Source organism: Veillonella sp. HPA0037, from assembly GCF_000411535.1.
Taxonomy (GTDB): Bacteria; Bacillota; Negativicutes; order Veillonellales; family Veillonellaceae; genus Veillonella; species Veillonella atypica.
Map to the genome: position 1 here is coordinate 1,797,210 of NZ_KE150483.1, position 13,552 is coordinate 1,810,761.

Below are 13,552 nucleotides of genomic sequence, written 5' to 3' on the forward strand. Positions count from 1 at the left end.
AAGGAGGATTATGTAATGCCTACAGTAGCAACATATAATCAATCCGGCGTTAAAGTCGGTGAAATACAGTTAAACGATGCAGTATTCGGCGTTGAAGTAAACGAAGCCGTTATGCATCAAGCCGTAGTTCGTCAATTGTCTAACGAACGTCTCGGCACACATGCAACAAAAACTAGAGGTATGGTTCGTGGCGGTGGCCGTAAACCTTGGAAACAAAAAGGTACTGGTCGTGCACGTTCCGGTTCCAGCCGTTCCCCAATCTGGATTGGTGGCGGTACTACATTTGGTCCACAACCTCGCAGCTATTACAAAGCTATGCCTCGTAAGGCTAGACGTTTAGCAGTTAAATCTGCTCTTAGCGATAAGGTAAATAATAGCGAATTATACGTTTTGGAAGAAATCACATTAGCAGCTCCTAAAACAAAAGAAGTATTGAATATTATCAATAGCTTCAATGTTGGCGATGCAAAAGTATTGTTCATCACTGAAGGTGATGTAAATGTTGAACGTTCCGCTCGCAACATCCAAGGTGTTAAAGCATTGGCTTGCGAAGGTATGAACATTTTCGATCTTCTTCATTACGATAAGCTCTTCATTACTAAAGGCGCTGTCGCAAAAATTGAGGAGGTACTTGGATAATGCAATTACATGATGTACTAATCCGTCCGGTTATTACCGAAAAATCCACAAAGCTTATGGAAGAAAACAAATACACGTTCCGCGTGCCTTTGACTGCAAATAAAGTGCAAATCCGTCAAGCTGTTGAAAAAATCTTCAATGTAAAAGTAGAAAAAGTAGCTACTATTCGCGTATTAGGCAAAACTAAACGCATGGGTCGTACACAAGGTAAACGTAGCGATTACAAAAAAGCTATCGTAACTTTAAAAGCTGGCGAATCCATTACATTATTTGAAGGTGTCTAAGAGTCTAGTTGTAAGGAGGCCCACTAATGGCAATTAAATCATTTAAACCGTACTCCGCTGGTCGCCGGTTTATGACAGTATCCGCCTTCGACGAAATCACAGCAAGCAAACCAGAAAAATCTTTGTTAGCTAAGATTTCCCAAAAAGGTGGTCGTAATAATACTGGTAAAATGACAGTTCGTCACCAAGGTGGCGGTCATAAACGTCAATACCGTATCATTGACTTCAAACGTACTAAAGATAATATCCCAGCTAAAGTAGCAACAATCGAGTATGATCCTAACCGTTCTTCTCGTATCGCTTTGCTTAACTACGCTGATGGTGAAAAACGTTATATTTTAGCTCCTAACGGCTTAAAAGTTGGTGACGTTGTATTCTCCGGTCCTGAATCTGATATTAAACCTGGTAACTGCTTACCATTGGCTAATATCCCAGACGGTACTCAAATCCACAACATCGAATTAAAAATCGGTAAAGGCGGTCAAATCGTTCGTTCCGCTGGTACATCCGCTCAATTGATGGGTAAAGATAATGGCTATGCTATTCTTCGTTTACCATCTGGCGAAATGCGCCGCGTACGTCAAGAATGCCGTGCAACTGTAGGTGTTGTAGGCAACGCTGAACACAGCAACCTAGTAATTGGTAAAGCTGGTCGTCATCGTTGGATGGGCGTTCGTCCTGGTAACCGTGGTGTTGTAATGAACCCTTGTGACCATCCACATGGTGGTGGTGAAGGTAAATCTCCTGTTGGTCGTAAACATCCTGTTACACCTTGGGGCAAACCAGCACATGGTGTTAAAACTCGCGACAAGAAAAAAGCTTCTAACAGCTTAATCATTAAACGTCGTACAAAATAGGATAAAGGAAAGGAGATAAAATAGTGTCCAGATCTATTAAAAAAGGCCCTTTCGTAGCAGATCATTTGCTTAAGAAAGTTGATGCTTTAAACGAAACTAACGAAAAGAAAGTTGTAAAAACCTGGTCCCGTGCCTCTACTATTATCCCTAGTTTTGTAGGCCACACAATTGCTGTGCATGATGGTCGCAAACATGTACCTGTATTTATTACAGAAGATATGGTAGGTCATAAATTAGGTGAATTCGCTCCTACACGTACTTTCAAAGGTCACGGTAAGGACGAAAAATCTACAGGCAAAAAATAGGAGGAATAATTAATGGAAGCAAAAGCAATCGCTAGACATATCCGAATCGCGCCTCGTAAAATCCGTATCGTTGCTGATTTAGTGCGCGGTAAAAACATCGGCGAGGCATTTGCCATCTTGAAGTTCACTCCGAAAGTTGGCGCTGATGTAGTCGAAAAAGTTATGCGTTCCGCAATCGCAAATGCAGAACACAATTTTGATATGAATGTGGATAACTTATATGTATCCGAGATCTTCGTTGATCAAGGTCCTACATTGAAACGTATTCATCCTCGTTCCCGTGGACAAGCTTTCAAAATTTTGAAACGCACTAGCCACGTAACAGTAGTAGTTAAAGAAAGAGCTTAAGAAGGAGGGAAACAGAGTGGGTCAAAAAGTTAATCCACACGGTTTGCGTGTCGGTATCGTAAAAGATTGGGACGCAAAGTGGTATGCAGAAAAAGATTTCGCTGCTAATCTTCATGAAGACGTAAAAATTCGTAACTTCTTGAAAGAAACCCTTTTCATTGCTGGTATTTCCCGCATTGAAATCGAGCGTACAAATAAACGTATTAAATTGACTATCCACACTGCAAAACCAGGTATGGTTATCGGTCGTGGTGGTGCTGGTATCGAAGATATCAAAAAAGCAATGACTCGTTTCACTGATAAACAAGTTGACGTAAACATTGCAGAAATTAAACAAGCAGACATGGATGCAGTTCTTGTTGCAGAAAATATTGCTGGCCAATTGGAACGTCGTATCGGTTTCCGCCGTGCAATGAAACAAGCTGTTGGTCGTACAATGCGCTTAGGTGCAAAAGGTATCAAAATCATGGTTAGCGGTCGTCTTGGTGGCGCTGAAATCGCTCGTAGCGAATCCTACCGTGAAGGTTCCATTCCATTGCACACACTTCGTGCAAATATCGACTACGGTACTGCTGAAGCTCATACAACTTATGGTTGTATCGGCATTAAAGTATGGATTTACAAAGGTGAAGTTTTGCCAGAAGCAAAACAACCTGCTAAGAAGGAAGAAGGTGGCAAGTAATGCTTATTCCAAAGCGTGTAAAACATCGTAAGCAATTCCGCGGCCGTATGAAAGGTCGTGCTATGCGCGGTAATACAGTGTCTCATGGTGAGTTCGGCTTGGTAGCATGCGAACCATCTTGGATCACAAACCGTCAAATCGAAGCTGCTCGTATTGCTATGACTCGTTATATCAAACGTGGCGGTCAAGTATGGATTAAAATTTTCCCTGACAAACCAATCACAGCTAAACCAGCTGGTACTCGTATGGGTTCCGGTAAAGGTTCTCCTGAATACTGGGTAGCAGTAGTTAAACCAGGTCGTGTAATGTTTGAAATGGACGGTGTGCCAGAAGCTGTAGCTCGTGAAGCTATGCGTCTTGCAAGCCATAAACTTCCAATCAAATGCAAATTTGTTGTTAAGGGTAAAGAATTGGGTGGTGACGTAAATGAAGGTTAATGACATTCGCAATATGAGCGCTGCCGAAATGGAACAAAAAGTTTCCGGTCTTAAGGAAGAGTTATTTAACCTCCGTTTTCAGCTTGCAACAGGTCAATTAGAGAATCCTATGCGCATTCGTGAAGTTAAGAAGACAATCGCTCGTATTAAAACTGTACAACGTGAAGTTGAACTTAAATCTGAAAACGCATAATGACAGATTTGTTAAAGTTTGAAAAGGAGGCTTAAAATCGTGGCAGAAGAAAGAAACGTACGTAAAGTCCGCGTAGGTAAAGTTGTTAGCGACAAAATGGAAAAAACTGTTGTTGTTGCTGTAGAACGTAAAGTACCTCACGCATTATATAATAAGCCAATGGTTAGCACTAAACGCTTCAAAGCTCATGATGAAAATAATGAGTGCCGCATTGGCGATACAGTTAAAATTGTAGAAACTCGTCCACTTTCTAAAGATAAATGTTGGAGAGTTGTTGAAATTCTTGAAAGACAAAAATAAGAGTGATGTAAGGAGGAATAGACGATGATCCAGCAACAAACAATTTTGAATGTTGCCGACAACACTGGTGCAAAACGTATTATGTGCATCCAAGTCATGGGCGGTTCTTATCGCAAATTCGGCAATATCGGTGACGTAATCGTTGCTTCTGTAAAAGATGCATCACCCGGTGGCGTTGTCAAGAAAGGCGACGTAGTCAAAGCTGTTATTGTTCGTTCTAAAAAAGGTATCCGCCGTCAAGACGGTTCCTATATCCGTTTTGATGAAAACGCAGCAGTAGTTATTAAAGAAGATAAAACCCCTCGTGGTACTCGTATCTTCGGACCTGTAGCTAGAGAACTTCGTGAAAAAGACTTCATGAAAATCGTTTCCTTAGCTCCAGAAGTATTATAAGAAGGAGGAACGCAGCATATGGCTAAATTACAAATCAAAAAAGGCGATACAGTTGTTGTTATCTCCGGTAAAGATAAAGGTAAGCAAGGTACAGTAATTGCTACTGAACCTAAAAAAGAACGCGTATTTGTTGAAGGCGTAAACACTGTAAAACGTCACACAAAACCTTCTCAAGCTAACCCACAAGGCGGCATCGTTACTAAAGAAGCTGGTATCCATGTTTCTAACGTAATGGTTGTTGACCCAGAAACTAAAACAGCTACTCGTATCAAAAAAGTTGAAGGTAAAGACGGTAAATTCGTTCGTGCAACTGTTAAATCCGGTACAGTACTTAAATAATCAGGAAAGGAGGAGCTACATAAATGTCTCGTTTATTTGAACAATACAACTCTGAAATTAGAAAGAGTATGCAAGAAAAATTCCAATACGGCAACGTAATGGAAATTCCTAAATTGGAAAAAATCGTTATCAACATCGGCGTTGGCGATGCTGTAGGCAATGCAAAAGCTTTAGAAGCTGCAGTTAATGACTTAACAATTATTGCTGGTCAAAAACCTGTAATCACAAAAGCTAAAAAATCTATTGCGAACTTTAAAGTTCGTGAAGGCATGGCGTTGGGTACAAAAGTTACTCTTCGTGGCGAACGCATGTATGAATTCCTTGATAAATTGATCAATGCGGCATTACCTCGTGTACGTGACTTCCGCGGTATCAGCGCAACTGCATTTGATGGCCGTGGTAACTACGCTTTGGGTCTTAAAGAACAGCTCATCTTCCCTGAAATCGAATATGATCAGGTAGAACGCGTTACTGGTATGGATATCATCGTAGTAACAAGTGCTAAAACAGATGAAGAAGCTCGTGAATTGTTGACTCAATTCGGTATGCCTTTTGAAAAATAATAGGAGGAACATATAGATGGCTAAAAAATCTATGATTGAACGCGAAAAGAAACGCGCTAAAATCGTTGAAAAATATGCAGCTAAACGTGCGGCGCTTAAAGCAGCAGGTGATTATGAAGGCTTGTCCAAATTACCAGCTAATGCATCCCCAACACGTTTGCACAATCGTTGCAACTTAACTGGTCGTCCTCACGGCTATATGCGTAAATTCGGTATCAGCCGTATTGCGTTCCGTGAATTGGCGTACAAAGGACAAATTCCTGGTGTTAAAAAAGCCAGCTGGTAATATTAGACGAGAGGAGGTTTTTAGATTATGGTAATGACCGATCCTATCGCGGATATGCTTACGCGCATCCGTAATGCAAATGCTGCACTTCACGAAACGGTAAACATTCCTGCATCTAGAATGAAAGCAGCAGTTCTTGAAATCCTTTTACAAGAAGGTTTCGTAAAGAACGTTGAAAAAGAAGAAAACACTTTAAAAGTAACTTTGAAATATGGTTCCAATAACGAAAAAGTTATTACAGGAATTAAACGTATTTCCAAACCAGGTTTACGTGTTTACGCGAAAAAGGAAGAACTTCCTCGTGTACTTGGTGGTTTGGGTATCGCAGTTATTTCTACATCCAAAGGCGTTATGAGCGACAAACAAGCTCGTAAAGAAGGTCTTGGTGGCGAAGTAATCGCATACGTTTGGTAATAGTAGCAATAGGAGGTAGAAATAATGTCACGTATCGGTAGAATGCCTATCGAGATTCCTGCAGGCGTTACTGTTACATATGATAACCATCATATGAACGTAAAAGGTCCTAAAGGTGAATTATCTCGCGATTTGCATCCAGATATGATCATCACTGTAGAAGGTAACACAATCACAGTAGCTCGTCCTTCCGAAGATAAAGCTCATCGTGCCCTTCACGGTTTGACTCGCGCTCTTGTTGCTAATATGGTAACAGGCGTAGCAGAAGGATTTACAAAAACTCTTGAAATCAACGGTGTTGGTTACAGAGCGGCTAAACAAGGCAATAAATTGGCTCTTACACTTGGCTTCTCTCATCCGGTAGAGATGGAAGCTCCAGCTGGTATTACAATTGAAGTTCCAGCTCCTAACAAAATCGTTGTGTCTGGTGCAGACAAAGAAGTTGTAGGTGCAGTAGCAGCTGATATCCGTAAATGGAGAAAACCTGAACCTTACAAAGGCAAAGGTATCCGCTATGAAGGCGAAGTTGTTCGTCGTAAAGCTGGTAAAGCTGGTGCAAAAGGTAAATAGTAATATCATCTATATGAATGAAAGGAGTGAATATCTTGCCTCGTAAATCTAGTAGAAACATCGCTCGAGCAAAACGTCATCTTCGTATTCGCCGCCATATTTCTGGTACGGCAACTTGTCCACGTTTGAACGTATATCGCAGCTTGAGCAACATTTACGCCCAAGTTATCGATGACGTAGCAGGTACAACATTAGTAGCTGCTAGCTCTTTAGATAAAGATTTAAACTTATCCTATGGTGGTAACATTGCTGCTGCTAAAGCTGTTGGTGAAGCAGTTGCTAAAAAAGCTATCGCTAAAGGTATTGACACTGTAGTGTTTGACCGTGGTGGTTACATTTATCATGGTCGCGTAGCAGCACTTGCAGAAGGTGCTCGTGAAGCAGGCTTAAAATTCTAAGAAGGAGGAACTATAGACATGGCGAGAATTGACTACACCAGTCTTGATCTTAAAGAAAGAGTAGTATTCATCAACCGCGTAGCCAAAGTAGTTAAAGGCGGTCGTCGTTTTTCCTTCAGCGCACTTGTAGTTGTTGGTGATGGCAACGGTTATGTAGGCGTTGGCTTAGGTAAAGCTGCGGAAGTACCTGAAGCTATCCGCAAAGGTATCGATGATGCTAAGAAAAATATCGTAAACGTAGCAGTTAAAAATGGTACAATCCCTCACAGCGTAACAGGTGTATTCGGCGCAGGCCGCGTATTCTTGAAACCAGCTGCTGAAGGTACTGGCGTTATCGCTGGTGGCCCTGTTCGTGCCGTATTGGAATTGGTTGGTGTTCGTAACATCTTAACTAAATCTTTGGGCTCTTCTAACCCTAACAATATGGTTCGTGCTACAATTGAAGGTTTGAAAGATTTGAAACGTGCTAGCGAAGTTGCTGAACTTCGCGGTAAATCCGTTGAAGAAATCTATAACGCGTAATAAGGAGACAAGAAATGGCACAAGTTAAAGTAACATTAACAAGAAGCTTAATCGGTCGTCCTGAAGATCAACGCGCGACAGTTAAAGCTTTGGGCTTGAAAAAAACTAATTCTCAAGTCGTAAAAGAAGTAACACCTCAAATTCAAGGTATGCTTCACAAAGTTAGACATTTAGTAAAAGTTGAAGAAGTTTAATACTGATAAGGAGGTGCACTGAATGAAACTTCATGAATTACAACCAGCAGCTGGTTCCAAAAAAACTCGTACTCGTGTAGGCCGTGGTTTAGGTTCTGGCTTGGGTAAAACATCTGGTCGTGGTCAAAAAGGTCAAAACTCCCGTTCTGGCGGTGGCGTTCGCTCCGGTTTTGAAGGCGGCCAAATGCCTCTTTATCGTCGTTTACCAAAACGTGGTTTCAACAACGTTTTTGCTAAACAATATGCTGAAGTTAACGTAGAACAATTGAACCGTTTTGAAGACGGTGCAACAGTTGATCCAGTAGCTCTTATTGAAGCTGGTATTTTGAAAAACGTACGCGATGGCATCCGCATCTTAGGTAATGGTTCTTTGGAAACTAAAAACCTAACTGTTATTGCTAACGGCTTCACAAAATCTGCTGAAGAAAAAATCACAGCAGCAGGCGGAAAAGTAGAGGTGATCTAGTTTGCTAGATAGCCTCTCAAACATCTTTAAGATTACCGAGTTGCGTAATAAGATTTTGTACACATTGATGATGTTTGCCGTGTTTAGAGCCGGCATTCACATCCCCGTACCTGGTGTAGATGCATCTGTAATTGAATCTTTGTTTACATCCGGTAACCTATTCGGTCTATTAGACTTGTTTGCTGGTGGTGCGCTAAGTAAGTTCTCTATCTTTGCAATGAGTATTACACCTTACATTAATGCTTCCATCATCATGCAACTACTTCAAGCTGTAGTTCCACAGTTTGAAGCGTGGAGTAAAGATGGTGAAGAGGGCCGTAAAAAAATTGCGAAGGTAACTCGTTATGGTACGGTTGTTTTAGGTTTTGTCCAAGCCTTTGGCATGGCATTTGCATTACGTGCAAATTCCGCTCTCGTAAATAATGATATCCTTAGTGTATTTGTTGTAGCTATCATCCTAACAGCAGGCACATGCTTGTTGATGTGGATTGGCGAACAAATCACAGCATATGGCATTGGTAATGGTATATCCTTGATTATCTTTGCTGGTATCGTAGCTCGTTTACCAGATGGTCTTCAAACCATTTACCAATATATACAAACTGGAACAATTAACATGTTCCAAGCATTCTTATTTGCTGTAATTGCAATTGCAATGATTGCTGTTGTAGTAGCAGTTACGCAAGGCCAACGTCGTATTCCGATTCAATATGCTAAACGCGTAGTTGGTCGTAAAATGTACGGTGGTCACTCTACATTCTTGCCGTTGAAAGTCAATCAGGCAGGTGTAATTCCAATTATCTTTGCGTCATCTGTGTTGATGTTCCCTGTAACGATTGCGCAATTTATTGAAAACGATTTCGTTCATAAAATTGCGGATTTATTCACATGGGGAACGCCGTTACAAACGGCATTGTATGCAATATTGATTTTTATCTTTACATACTTCTATACTGCAATCTCTATCAACATTACAGATATGGCAGATAATATGAAAAAATACGGTGGTTTTATCCCTGGTATTCGTGCGGGTAAACCTACTGCTGATTATGTGGATAACGTGATGACCAAGATTACATTGGCTGGTGCTGTATTCTTAGCTATCGTCGCTATCATACCGAATTTCCTCGGTACGATTACAGGCGTGCAAGGCGTATACTTTGGTGGTACAGCTCTCTTGATCGTTGTAGGTGTAGCACTTGATACAATGCAACAAATTGAGTCACTTATGGTAACACGCCACTATAAGGGCTTTGTAAAATAGGAGGGAAACAGAATGTATATTTTATTAATGGGACCTCCTGGTGCTGGTAAAGGCACACAGGCAGCTCGACTTATTGAAAAATACGGTATTCCCCAAATTTCAACAGGTGATATGTTCCGCGCTGCGATTAAGAACGAAACACCTCTTGGAGTTGAGGCTAAGAAATATATCGATGCTGGTCAATTGGTACCAGACAGTGTAACTGTTGGTATCGTACGTGATCGCTTGGTTAAAGATGACTGCAAATCTGGATTTATTCTTGATGGATTCCCAAGAACTACAGCGCAAGCTGTATCCTTGGATGCAATCTTAAAAGAATTAGGAATTTCTTTGGACGCTGTGCTTAACTTAAATGTTCCTTCTGAAGAACTTGTTAAACGCATTAGTGAACGAGCAGTTCTTGAAAATCGTGCTGATGATAACCCTGAAACAGTACAGAAACGTCTAGCTGTGTACGAAGAATCTACTAAACCATTAATTGATTACTATCGTAATAGCGGTTTGTATCAAGAAATTAATGGTTTACAAGATGTAGACGCAGTATTTGCTGACATCATTAAGGCTTTGGAGAAATAATCCATGATTATTTTGAAATCTGCCCATGAAATTGAATGTATCCGCAAGGCAAGCAAGCTTACAGCAGACACGTTGTCCTTGTTAGTAGAAAAGGCTAAACCTGGCATCACGACGCTTGAGTTAGATACAATTGCCGAAGAATATATTCGCAGCCACGGTGGTATACCAAGTTGTAAAGGGTACTATGGGTTCCCTGCTACAATCTGTGCTTCTATCAATGAAGAAGTTGTTCATGGTATTCCGAGCGCTAAGCGTAAGCTTAAAAACGGTGATGTCCTCAGTATTGATCTTGTAGCATCTATTGATGGATATCACGGCGATTCGGCTGTGACAATTCCAATTGGTCATGTCAAACCAGATGTGATGAAATTGTTAAAAGTAACAGAGGAAAGTCTGTTCAAGGGAATCGAACAAGTGAAAGTTGGCAACCATATCGGTGCCATCGGTCACGCTGTTCAAACGTATTGTGAGAAACATGGTTACGGTGTCGTTCGCGACTTCGTTGGTCATGGTTTAGGCCGTGAAATGCATGAAGATCCACAAATTCCAAACTATGGTAATCCGGACCACGGTCCTGTGATGAAACCAGGTATGGTATTGTGTATTGAACCAATGATTACATTAGGTTCTTATAAAGTTCGTGTGTTGGGTGATGACTGGACGGCAGTTACCATTGATGGTAAACCAGCTGCTCATTTCGAACATACAGTGGTTGTTACAGAAAACGGCCCTGAAATATTAACCATGCGTGATGAACCGCGGTTAATTAAATAAACAGGTAACCGGAGGAAAAAATATGTCAAAAGAAGACGTTATTGAGGTGGAAGGTACGGTAGTAGAAGCATTACCTAATGCTATGTTCCAAGTAGAATTGGAAAATGGTCATGTGGTATTAGCTCACGTGTCAGGTAAAATGCGTATGAATTTTATCCGTATTCTTCCTGGTGATAAAGTTACTATGGAACTGACACCATATGACTTAAATCGTGGTCGCATCACCTATCGCTTTAAATAAGCATAGGGTCCACAAAGGAGGTACTAATGAAGGTTCAACCATCAGTTAAAAAGATATGCGAAAAATGTAAAATCATTAAACGCAAAGGCCGCGTAATGGTTATTTGCGAAAATCCAAAACATAAACAAAAACAAGGATAATCTGATAGGAGGTGGAGATTTAAATGGCACGTATCGCCGGTGTAGATTTACCTCGTGATAAACGAGTGGAAATTGGTTTAACTTATATTTATGGTATTGGTCCTACTTTAGCAGACGAAATTCTAGCTAAAACTGGTATTAATCCTGACACACGTGTTCGCGATCTTTCTGAAGATGAAGTAGCGAAAATTCGTGAAGTGTTAGATGCTGATTATAAAGTAGAAGGTGACCTTCGTCGTGAAGAAGCACTTAACATTAAACGCTTGATTGAAATCAACTCCTATCGAGGCAAACGTCATCGTATGGGTTTACCACTTCGTGGTCAACGTACTAAAACGAATGCACGTACTCGCAAAGGTCCTAGAAAAGCAATTGCTGGTAAAAAGAAATAAGATAAAGGAGGGATAAAGCGTGGCTAAAAAAGTTGTTAGAACAAAAAGAAAAGAAAAGAAACATATTGAATCCGGTGCGGCTCATATTCGTTCTACATTCAATAACACTATCGTAACTTTGACAGATACAAACGGTAATGCGTTGTCTTGGGCTTCCGCTGGTGGCTTGGGCTTCCGTGGTTCCCGTAAATCCACTCCATTCGCTGCTCAAATGGCTGCTGAACAAGCTGCTAAAGCTGCAATGGAACATGGTCTTCGCACTGTTGAAGTATTTGTAAAAGGTCCTGGATCCGGCCGTGAAGCTGCAATCCGTGCTTTACAAGCTGCAGGTCTTGAAGTTACTTCCATTAAAGACGTAACTCCAATTCCTCACAATGGTTGTCGCCCTCCAAAACGCCGTCGTGTATAATATATAGACGGCCGTTTTGACGGCCGTGCTATAATTAAACTAAGAACGTGTGTTATATAGGAGGATGTTCCTGATGAGCGAAGAAAAGAAACTTAAAATCGAGAAAGTGGACATCGCCGAAGGCGGTCGCTATGGTAAATTCGTATGCGAACCATTAGATCGCGGCTATGGTATCACTCTCGGTAATAGCTTGCGCAGAATTTTGCTTTCATCCTTGGATGGGGCAGCTATCACCTCTATCAAAATTGATGGGGTTCTTCATGAATTCTCTACTATTCCTGGTATCCGCGAAGATGTTACGGATATCATCCTTAACTTAAAGCAATTGTGCATTAAGCTTGAAGAAGATGCAGAATGGCCATTGGAAGTTCACTTTGATTTCCAAAAGGATGGTGTATTAACAGCTGCTGATTTGGCTGAACAATTTCCACCAGAAGTAGAAGTATTGAATCCAGAGCTCGTGATTGCGACAATGGATGAAACAGCTCATTTAGTAATGGACGTAGTAATCGAACGTGGTAAGGGCTATGTTCCTTCTACTAAGAATAAAAAGGATACAGATGTTATCGGTTGCATTCCAATTGATTCCATCTTCTCCCCAATTCTTCGTGCTAAATACGAAGTGAGTGATGTTCGCGTAGGTAATGAAATGGACTTCGACAAACTTACATTAGAAGTTTGGACTGATGGTTCCATTACCGCTGCTGATGCAGTGGCAAAATCTGCTGCCATTATGATTGGTTATTTAGGGAACTTCACTAAATTAGCGCACTCTACAAGTGTTGTTGAATTAGACGATCAAAATCTTGAAGGTGATGTAGTTGATCCTACTCCTCAAGATGTTCAAGAAGATGATGGCCCAGCTAAGATTTCCATCGATGAATTGGAACTCTCTGTTCGCGCGTACAACTGCTTGAAACGTGCTGGTATCAACACAATTGCAGATTTGCTAGACAAAACCATTGATGACTTAGGAAAAGTTCGCAACTTAGGTAAAAAATCTATCGACGAAATCGCTGAAAAACTCAGCAACCACCCAGGTGGATTTAATCTTAAGCAAAAAGGCGAATAAGGAGGAAGACGAATGTACAGAAAATTAGGCCGTGATAGCTCCGCTCGTAAAGCGTTGTTCCGTAGCATGTTAACATCTTTCTTCCAATATGAGCGTATCGAAACTACTGAAGCTAAAGCGAAAGAACTTCGCTCTTTGGCTGATCAAATGGTAACTTTGGCTAAACGTGGTGATCTTCATGCACGTCGCCAAGTTCTTGCATACCTCATGGATGAAAGCGTAGTAAAAAAATTGTTTGATACAATTGCTCCAAAATATGCAGACCGTCAAGGTGGTTACACTCGTGTAATCAAAACTGGTCTTCGCAAAGGTGACGCTGCACCTTGCGCTATTATCGAGTTAGTTTAATCAAACTCATACGGTGTTGTAACTTCGGTTGCAACACCGTTTTTTTATTGTCAATTTTATGGTACAATCGACTAGTACAAATATCGTTATATAGTAGCAGTTATCGTAGTGATGGAAGATTCATTGTTAACTTTCACATAAAACGA

The 13,552-nt window shown here is 41.0% G+C and carries 28 protein-coding genes; all 28 read left to right on the forward strand.

Going from position 1 to position 13,552, the window contains the following annotated elements; genetic code table 11:
* The first annotated feature begins 15 nt into the window (after positions 1-15).
* The 28 genes from rplD (at position 16) to rplQ (ending at position 13,406) form a co-directional block, all read left to right on the forward strand.
* Entirely contained in the window at positions 16-639 is a 624-nt protein-coding gene (rplD, locus tag HMPREF1477_RS08090) for a 50S ribosomal protein L4 (RefSeq protein ID WP_005377066.1), read from the forward strand.
* Entirely contained in the window at positions 639-923 is a 285-nt protein-coding gene (gene rplW / locus HMPREF1477_RS08095; RefSeq protein ID WP_005376990.1) for a 50S ribosomal protein L23, read from the forward strand. The genes rplD and rplW overlap by 1 nt, the downstream gene beginning before the upstream one ends.
* Positions 924-949: 26 nt before the next feature.
* Entirely contained in the window at positions 950-1,780 is an 831-nt protein-coding gene (gene rplB / locus HMPREF1477_RS08100; RefSeq protein ID WP_005377128.1) for a 50S ribosomal protein L2, read from the forward strand.
* Positions 1,781-1,803: 23 nt separating this feature from the next.
* Entirely contained in the window at positions 1,804-2,085 is a 282-nt protein-coding gene (rpsS, locus tag HMPREF1477_RS08105; protein ID WP_005377144.1) for a 30S ribosomal protein S19, read from the forward strand.
* Positions 2,086-2,097: 12 nt separating this feature from the next.
* Positions 2,098-2,433 carry a 50S ribosomal protein L22 gene (rplV, locus tag HMPREF1477_RS08110; protein WP_004695112.1) on the forward strand — a complete coding sequence of 112 codons (336 nt, stop codon included), beginning with the start codon at positions 2,098-2,100 and terminating at the stop codon, positions 2,431-2,433.
* A 16-nt stretch (positions 2,434-2,449) separates the two neighbouring features.
* The gene (gene rpsC, locus HMPREF1477_RS08115) at positions 2,450-3,115 is read left to right on the forward strand and encodes a 30S ribosomal protein S3 (RefSeq protein ID WP_005377155.1); all 666 of its coding nucleotides are present in this window, start codon (positions 2,450-2,452) and stop codon (positions 3,113-3,115) included.
* Positions 3,115-3,552: a 50S ribosomal protein L16 gene (gene rplP / locus HMPREF1477_RS08120; protein ID WP_005377168.1), complete on the forward strand. Its 438-nt coding sequence runs from the start codon at positions 3,115-3,117 to the stop codon at positions 3,550-3,552. The genes rpsC and rplP overlap by 1 nt, the downstream gene beginning before the upstream one ends.
* Positions 3,542-3,745, forward strand: coding sequence for a 50S ribosomal protein L29 (gene rpmC / locus HMPREF1477_RS08125; RefSeq protein WP_004695115.1), 204 nt, complete (start codon positions 3,542-3,544; stop codon positions 3,743-3,745). Before rplP ends, rpmC begins: the two co-directional genes overlap by 11 nt.
* A gap of 39 nt (positions 3,746-3,784) precedes the next feature.
* Complete coding sequence (gene rpsQ / locus HMPREF1477_RS08130; protein WP_016476504.1) at positions 3,785-4,045, forward strand: 30S ribosomal protein S17; 261 nt, start codon at positions 3,785-3,787, stop codon at positions 4,043-4,045.
* A gap of 24 nt (positions 4,046-4,069) precedes the next feature.
* Complete coding sequence (rplN, locus tag HMPREF1477_RS08135) at positions 4,070-4,438, forward strand: 50S ribosomal protein L14 (protein WP_005376994.1); 369 nt, start codon at positions 4,070-4,072, stop codon at positions 4,436-4,438.
* 18 nt (positions 4,439-4,456) lie between these two features.
* Complete coding sequence (gene rplX / locus HMPREF1477_RS08140; RefSeq protein ID WP_004695118.1) at positions 4,457-4,777, forward strand: 50S ribosomal protein L24; 321 nt, start codon at positions 4,457-4,459, stop codon at positions 4,775-4,777.
* Positions 4,778-4,800: 23 nt separating this feature from the next.
* Entirely contained in the window at positions 4,801-5,340 is a 540-nt protein-coding gene (gene rplE / locus HMPREF1477_RS08145; protein ID WP_009661886.1) for a 50S ribosomal protein L5, read from the forward strand.
* A gap of 16 nt (positions 5,341-5,356) precedes the next feature.
* Positions 5,357-5,626: a 30S ribosomal protein S14 gene (gene rpsN / locus HMPREF1477_RS08150; protein WP_005377140.1), complete on the forward strand. Its 270-nt coding sequence runs from the start codon at positions 5,357-5,359 to the stop codon at positions 5,624-5,626.
* 27 nt (positions 5,627-5,653) lie between these two features.
* Positions 5,654-6,040 carry a 30S ribosomal protein S8 gene (rpsH, locus tag HMPREF1477_RS08155; protein WP_005377044.1) on the forward strand — a complete coding sequence of 129 codons (387 nt, stop codon included), beginning with the start codon at positions 5,654-5,656 and terminating at the stop codon, positions 6,038-6,040.
* A gap of 24 nt (positions 6,041-6,064) precedes the next feature.
* Positions 6,065-6,610: a 50S ribosomal protein L6 gene (gene rplF, locus HMPREF1477_RS08160; RefSeq protein ID WP_005377036.1), complete on the forward strand. Its 546-nt coding sequence runs from the start codon at positions 6,065-6,067 to the stop codon at positions 6,608-6,610.
* Positions 6,611-6,627: 17 nt separating this feature from the next.
* Positions 6,628-7,008, forward strand: a complete 381-nt coding sequence (gene rplR / locus HMPREF1477_RS08165; RefSeq protein WP_005382771.1) for a 50S ribosomal protein L18 — start codon at positions 6,628-6,630, stop codon at positions 7,006-7,008.
* A gap of 18 nt (positions 7,009-7,026) precedes the next feature.
* The gene (gene rpsE / locus HMPREF1477_RS08170; RefSeq protein WP_005377091.1) at positions 7,027-7,530 is read left to right on the forward strand and encodes a 30S ribosomal protein S5; all 504 of its coding nucleotides are present in this window, start codon (positions 7,027-7,029) and stop codon (positions 7,528-7,530) included.
* A 14-nt stretch (positions 7,531-7,544) separates the two neighbouring features.
* Entirely contained in the window at positions 7,545-7,724 is a 180-nt protein-coding gene (rpmD, locus tag HMPREF1477_RS08175) for a 50S ribosomal protein L30 (protein WP_005377126.1), read from the forward strand.
* Positions 7,725-7,746: 22 nt separating this feature from the next.
* Positions 7,747-8,190, forward strand: a complete 444-nt coding sequence (gene rplO / locus HMPREF1477_RS08180) for a 50S ribosomal protein L15 (protein ID WP_005381674.1) — start codon at positions 7,747-7,749, stop codon at positions 8,188-8,190.
* 1 nt (position 8,191) lies between these two features.
* On the forward strand, positions 8,192-9,454 hold the full coding sequence (secY, locus tag HMPREF1477_RS08185; RefSeq protein WP_005377189.1) for a preprotein translocase subunit SecY: 1,263 nt from the start codon (positions 8,192-8,194) through the stop codon (positions 9,452-9,454).
* Between the two features lie 12 nt (positions 9,455-9,466).
* Complete coding sequence (locus HMPREF1477_RS08190; protein WP_004695145.1) at positions 9,467-10,030, forward strand: adenylate kinase; 564 nt, start codon at positions 9,467-9,469, stop codon at positions 10,028-10,030.
* A 3-nt stretch (positions 10,031-10,033) separates the two neighbouring features.
* Positions 10,034-10,804, forward strand: a complete 771-nt coding sequence (gene map / locus HMPREF1477_RS08195; RefSeq protein WP_005377194.1) for a type I methionyl aminopeptidase — start codon at positions 10,034-10,036, stop codon at positions 10,802-10,804.
* Between the two features lie 22 nt (positions 10,805-10,826).
* On the forward strand, positions 10,827-11,045 hold the full coding sequence (gene infA / locus HMPREF1477_RS08200; protein WP_005377071.1) for a translation initiation factor IF-1: 219 nt from the start codon (positions 10,827-10,829) through the stop codon (positions 11,043-11,045).
* A 26-nt stretch (positions 11,046-11,071) separates the two neighbouring features.
* Entirely contained in the window at positions 11,072-11,185 is a 114-nt protein-coding gene (gene rpmJ, locus HMPREF1477_RS08205) for a 50S ribosomal protein L36 (RefSeq protein ID WP_004695148.1), read from the forward strand.
* Positions 11,186-11,208: 23 nt separating this feature from the next.
* Positions 11,209-11,577: a 30S ribosomal protein S13 gene (rpsM, locus tag HMPREF1477_RS08210; RefSeq protein WP_005377185.1), complete on the forward strand. Its 369-nt coding sequence runs from the start codon at positions 11,209-11,211 to the stop codon at positions 11,575-11,577.
* A gap of 19 nt (positions 11,578-11,596) precedes the next feature.
* Entirely contained in the window at positions 11,597-11,986 is a 390-nt protein-coding gene (gene rpsK / locus HMPREF1477_RS08215; protein ID WP_004695151.1) for a 30S ribosomal protein S11, read from the forward strand.
* Between the two features lie 73 nt (positions 11,987-12,059).
* The gene (locus HMPREF1477_RS08220) at positions 12,060-13,058 is read left to right on the forward strand and encodes a DNA-directed RNA polymerase subunit alpha (protein ID WP_005381705.1); all 999 of its coding nucleotides are present in this window, start codon (positions 12,060-12,062) and stop codon (positions 13,056-13,058) included.
* A 12-nt stretch (positions 13,059-13,070) separates the two neighbouring features.
* Positions 13,071-13,406: a 50S ribosomal protein L17 gene (gene rplQ, locus HMPREF1477_RS08225; RefSeq protein ID WP_005377090.1), complete on the forward strand. Its 336-nt coding sequence runs from the start codon at positions 13,071-13,073 to the stop codon at positions 13,404-13,406.
* Positions 13,407-13,552 lie beyond the last annotated feature (146 nt).

What these genes read in the sequence shown, in the direction of transcription:
- rplD (WP_005377066.1), top strand. Translation starts at nt 16, where the DNA reads ATGCCTACAGTAGCAACATATAATCAATCCGGCGTTAAAGTCGGTGAA.
- rplW (WP_005376990.1), top strand. Translation starts at nt 639, where the DNA reads ATGCAATTACATGATGTACTAATCCGTCCGGTTATTACCGAAAAATCC.
- rplB (WP_005377128.1), top strand. Translation starts at nt 950, where the DNA reads ATGGCAATTAAATCATTTAAACCGTACTCCGCTGGTCGCCGGTTTATG.
- rplV (WP_004695112.1), top strand. Translation starts at nt 2,098, where the DNA reads ATGGAAGCAAAAGCAATCGCTAGACATATCCGAATCGCGCCTCGTAAA.
- rplP (WP_005377168.1), top strand. Translation starts at nt 3,115, where the DNA reads ATGCTTATTCCAAAGCGTGTAAAACATCGTAAGCAATTCCGCGGCCGT.
- rpmC (WP_004695115.1), top strand. Translation starts at nt 3,542, where the DNA reads ATGAAGGTTAATGACATTCGCAATATGAGCGCTGCCGAAATGGAACAA.
- rplN (WP_005376994.1), top strand. Translation starts at nt 4,070, where the DNA reads ATGATCCAGCAACAAACAATTTTGAATGTTGCCGACAACACTGGTGCA.
- rplX (WP_004695118.1), top strand. Translation starts at nt 4,457, where the DNA reads ATGGCTAAATTACAAATCAAAAAAGGCGATACAGTTGTTGTTATCTCC.
- rplE (WP_009661886.1), top strand. Translation starts at nt 4,801, where the DNA reads ATGTCTCGTTTATTTGAACAATACAACTCTGAAATTAGAAAGAGTATG.
- rpsN (WP_005377140.1), top strand. Translation starts at nt 5,357, where the DNA reads ATGGCTAAAAAATCTATGATTGAACGCGAAAAGAAACGCGCTAAAATC.
- rpsH (WP_005377044.1), top strand. Translation starts at nt 5,654, where the DNA reads ATGGTAATGACCGATCCTATCGCGGATATGCTTACGCGCATCCGTAAT.
- rplF (WP_005377036.1), top strand. Translation starts at nt 6,065, where the DNA reads ATGTCACGTATCGGTAGAATGCCTATCGAGATTCCTGCAGGCGTTACT.
- rplR (WP_005382771.1), top strand. Translation starts at nt 6,628, where the DNA reads ATGAAAGGAGTGAATATCTTGCCTCGTAAATCTAGTAGAAACATCGCT.
- rpsE (WP_005377091.1), top strand. Translation starts at nt 7,027, where the DNA reads ATGGCGAGAATTGACTACACCAGTCTTGATCTTAAAGAAAGAGTAGTA.
- rpmD (WP_005377126.1), top strand. Translation starts at nt 7,545, where the DNA reads ATGGCACAAGTTAAAGTAACATTAACAAGAAGCTTAATCGGTCGTCCT.
- rplO (WP_005381674.1), top strand. Translation starts at nt 7,747, where the DNA reads ATGAAACTTCATGAATTACAACCAGCAGCTGGTTCCAAAAAAACTCGT.
- HMPREF1477_RS08190 (WP_004695145.1), top strand. Translation starts at nt 9,467, where the DNA reads ATGTATATTTTATTAATGGGACCTCCTGGTGCTGGTAAAGGCACACAG.
- map (WP_005377194.1), top strand. Translation starts at nt 10,034, where the DNA reads ATGATTATTTTGAAATCTGCCCATGAAATTGAATGTATCCGCAAGGCA.
- infA (WP_005377071.1), top strand. Translation starts at nt 10,827, where the DNA reads ATGTCAAAAGAAGACGTTATTGAGGTGGAAGGTACGGTAGTAGAAGCA.
- rpmJ (WP_004695148.1), top strand. Translation starts at nt 11,072, where the DNA reads ATGAAGGTTCAACCATCAGTTAAAAAGATATGCGAAAAATGTAAAATC.
- rpsM (WP_005377185.1), top strand. Translation starts at nt 11,209, where the DNA reads ATGGCACGTATCGCCGGTGTAGATTTACCTCGTGATAAACGAGTGGAA.
- HMPREF1477_RS08220 (WP_005381705.1), top strand. Translation starts at nt 12,060, where the DNA reads ATGAGCGAAGAAAAGAAACTTAAAATCGAGAAAGTGGACATCGCCGAA.
- rplQ (WP_005377090.1), top strand. Translation starts at nt 13,071, where the DNA reads ATGTACAGAAAATTAGGCCGTGATAGCTCCGCTCGTAAAGCGTTGTTC.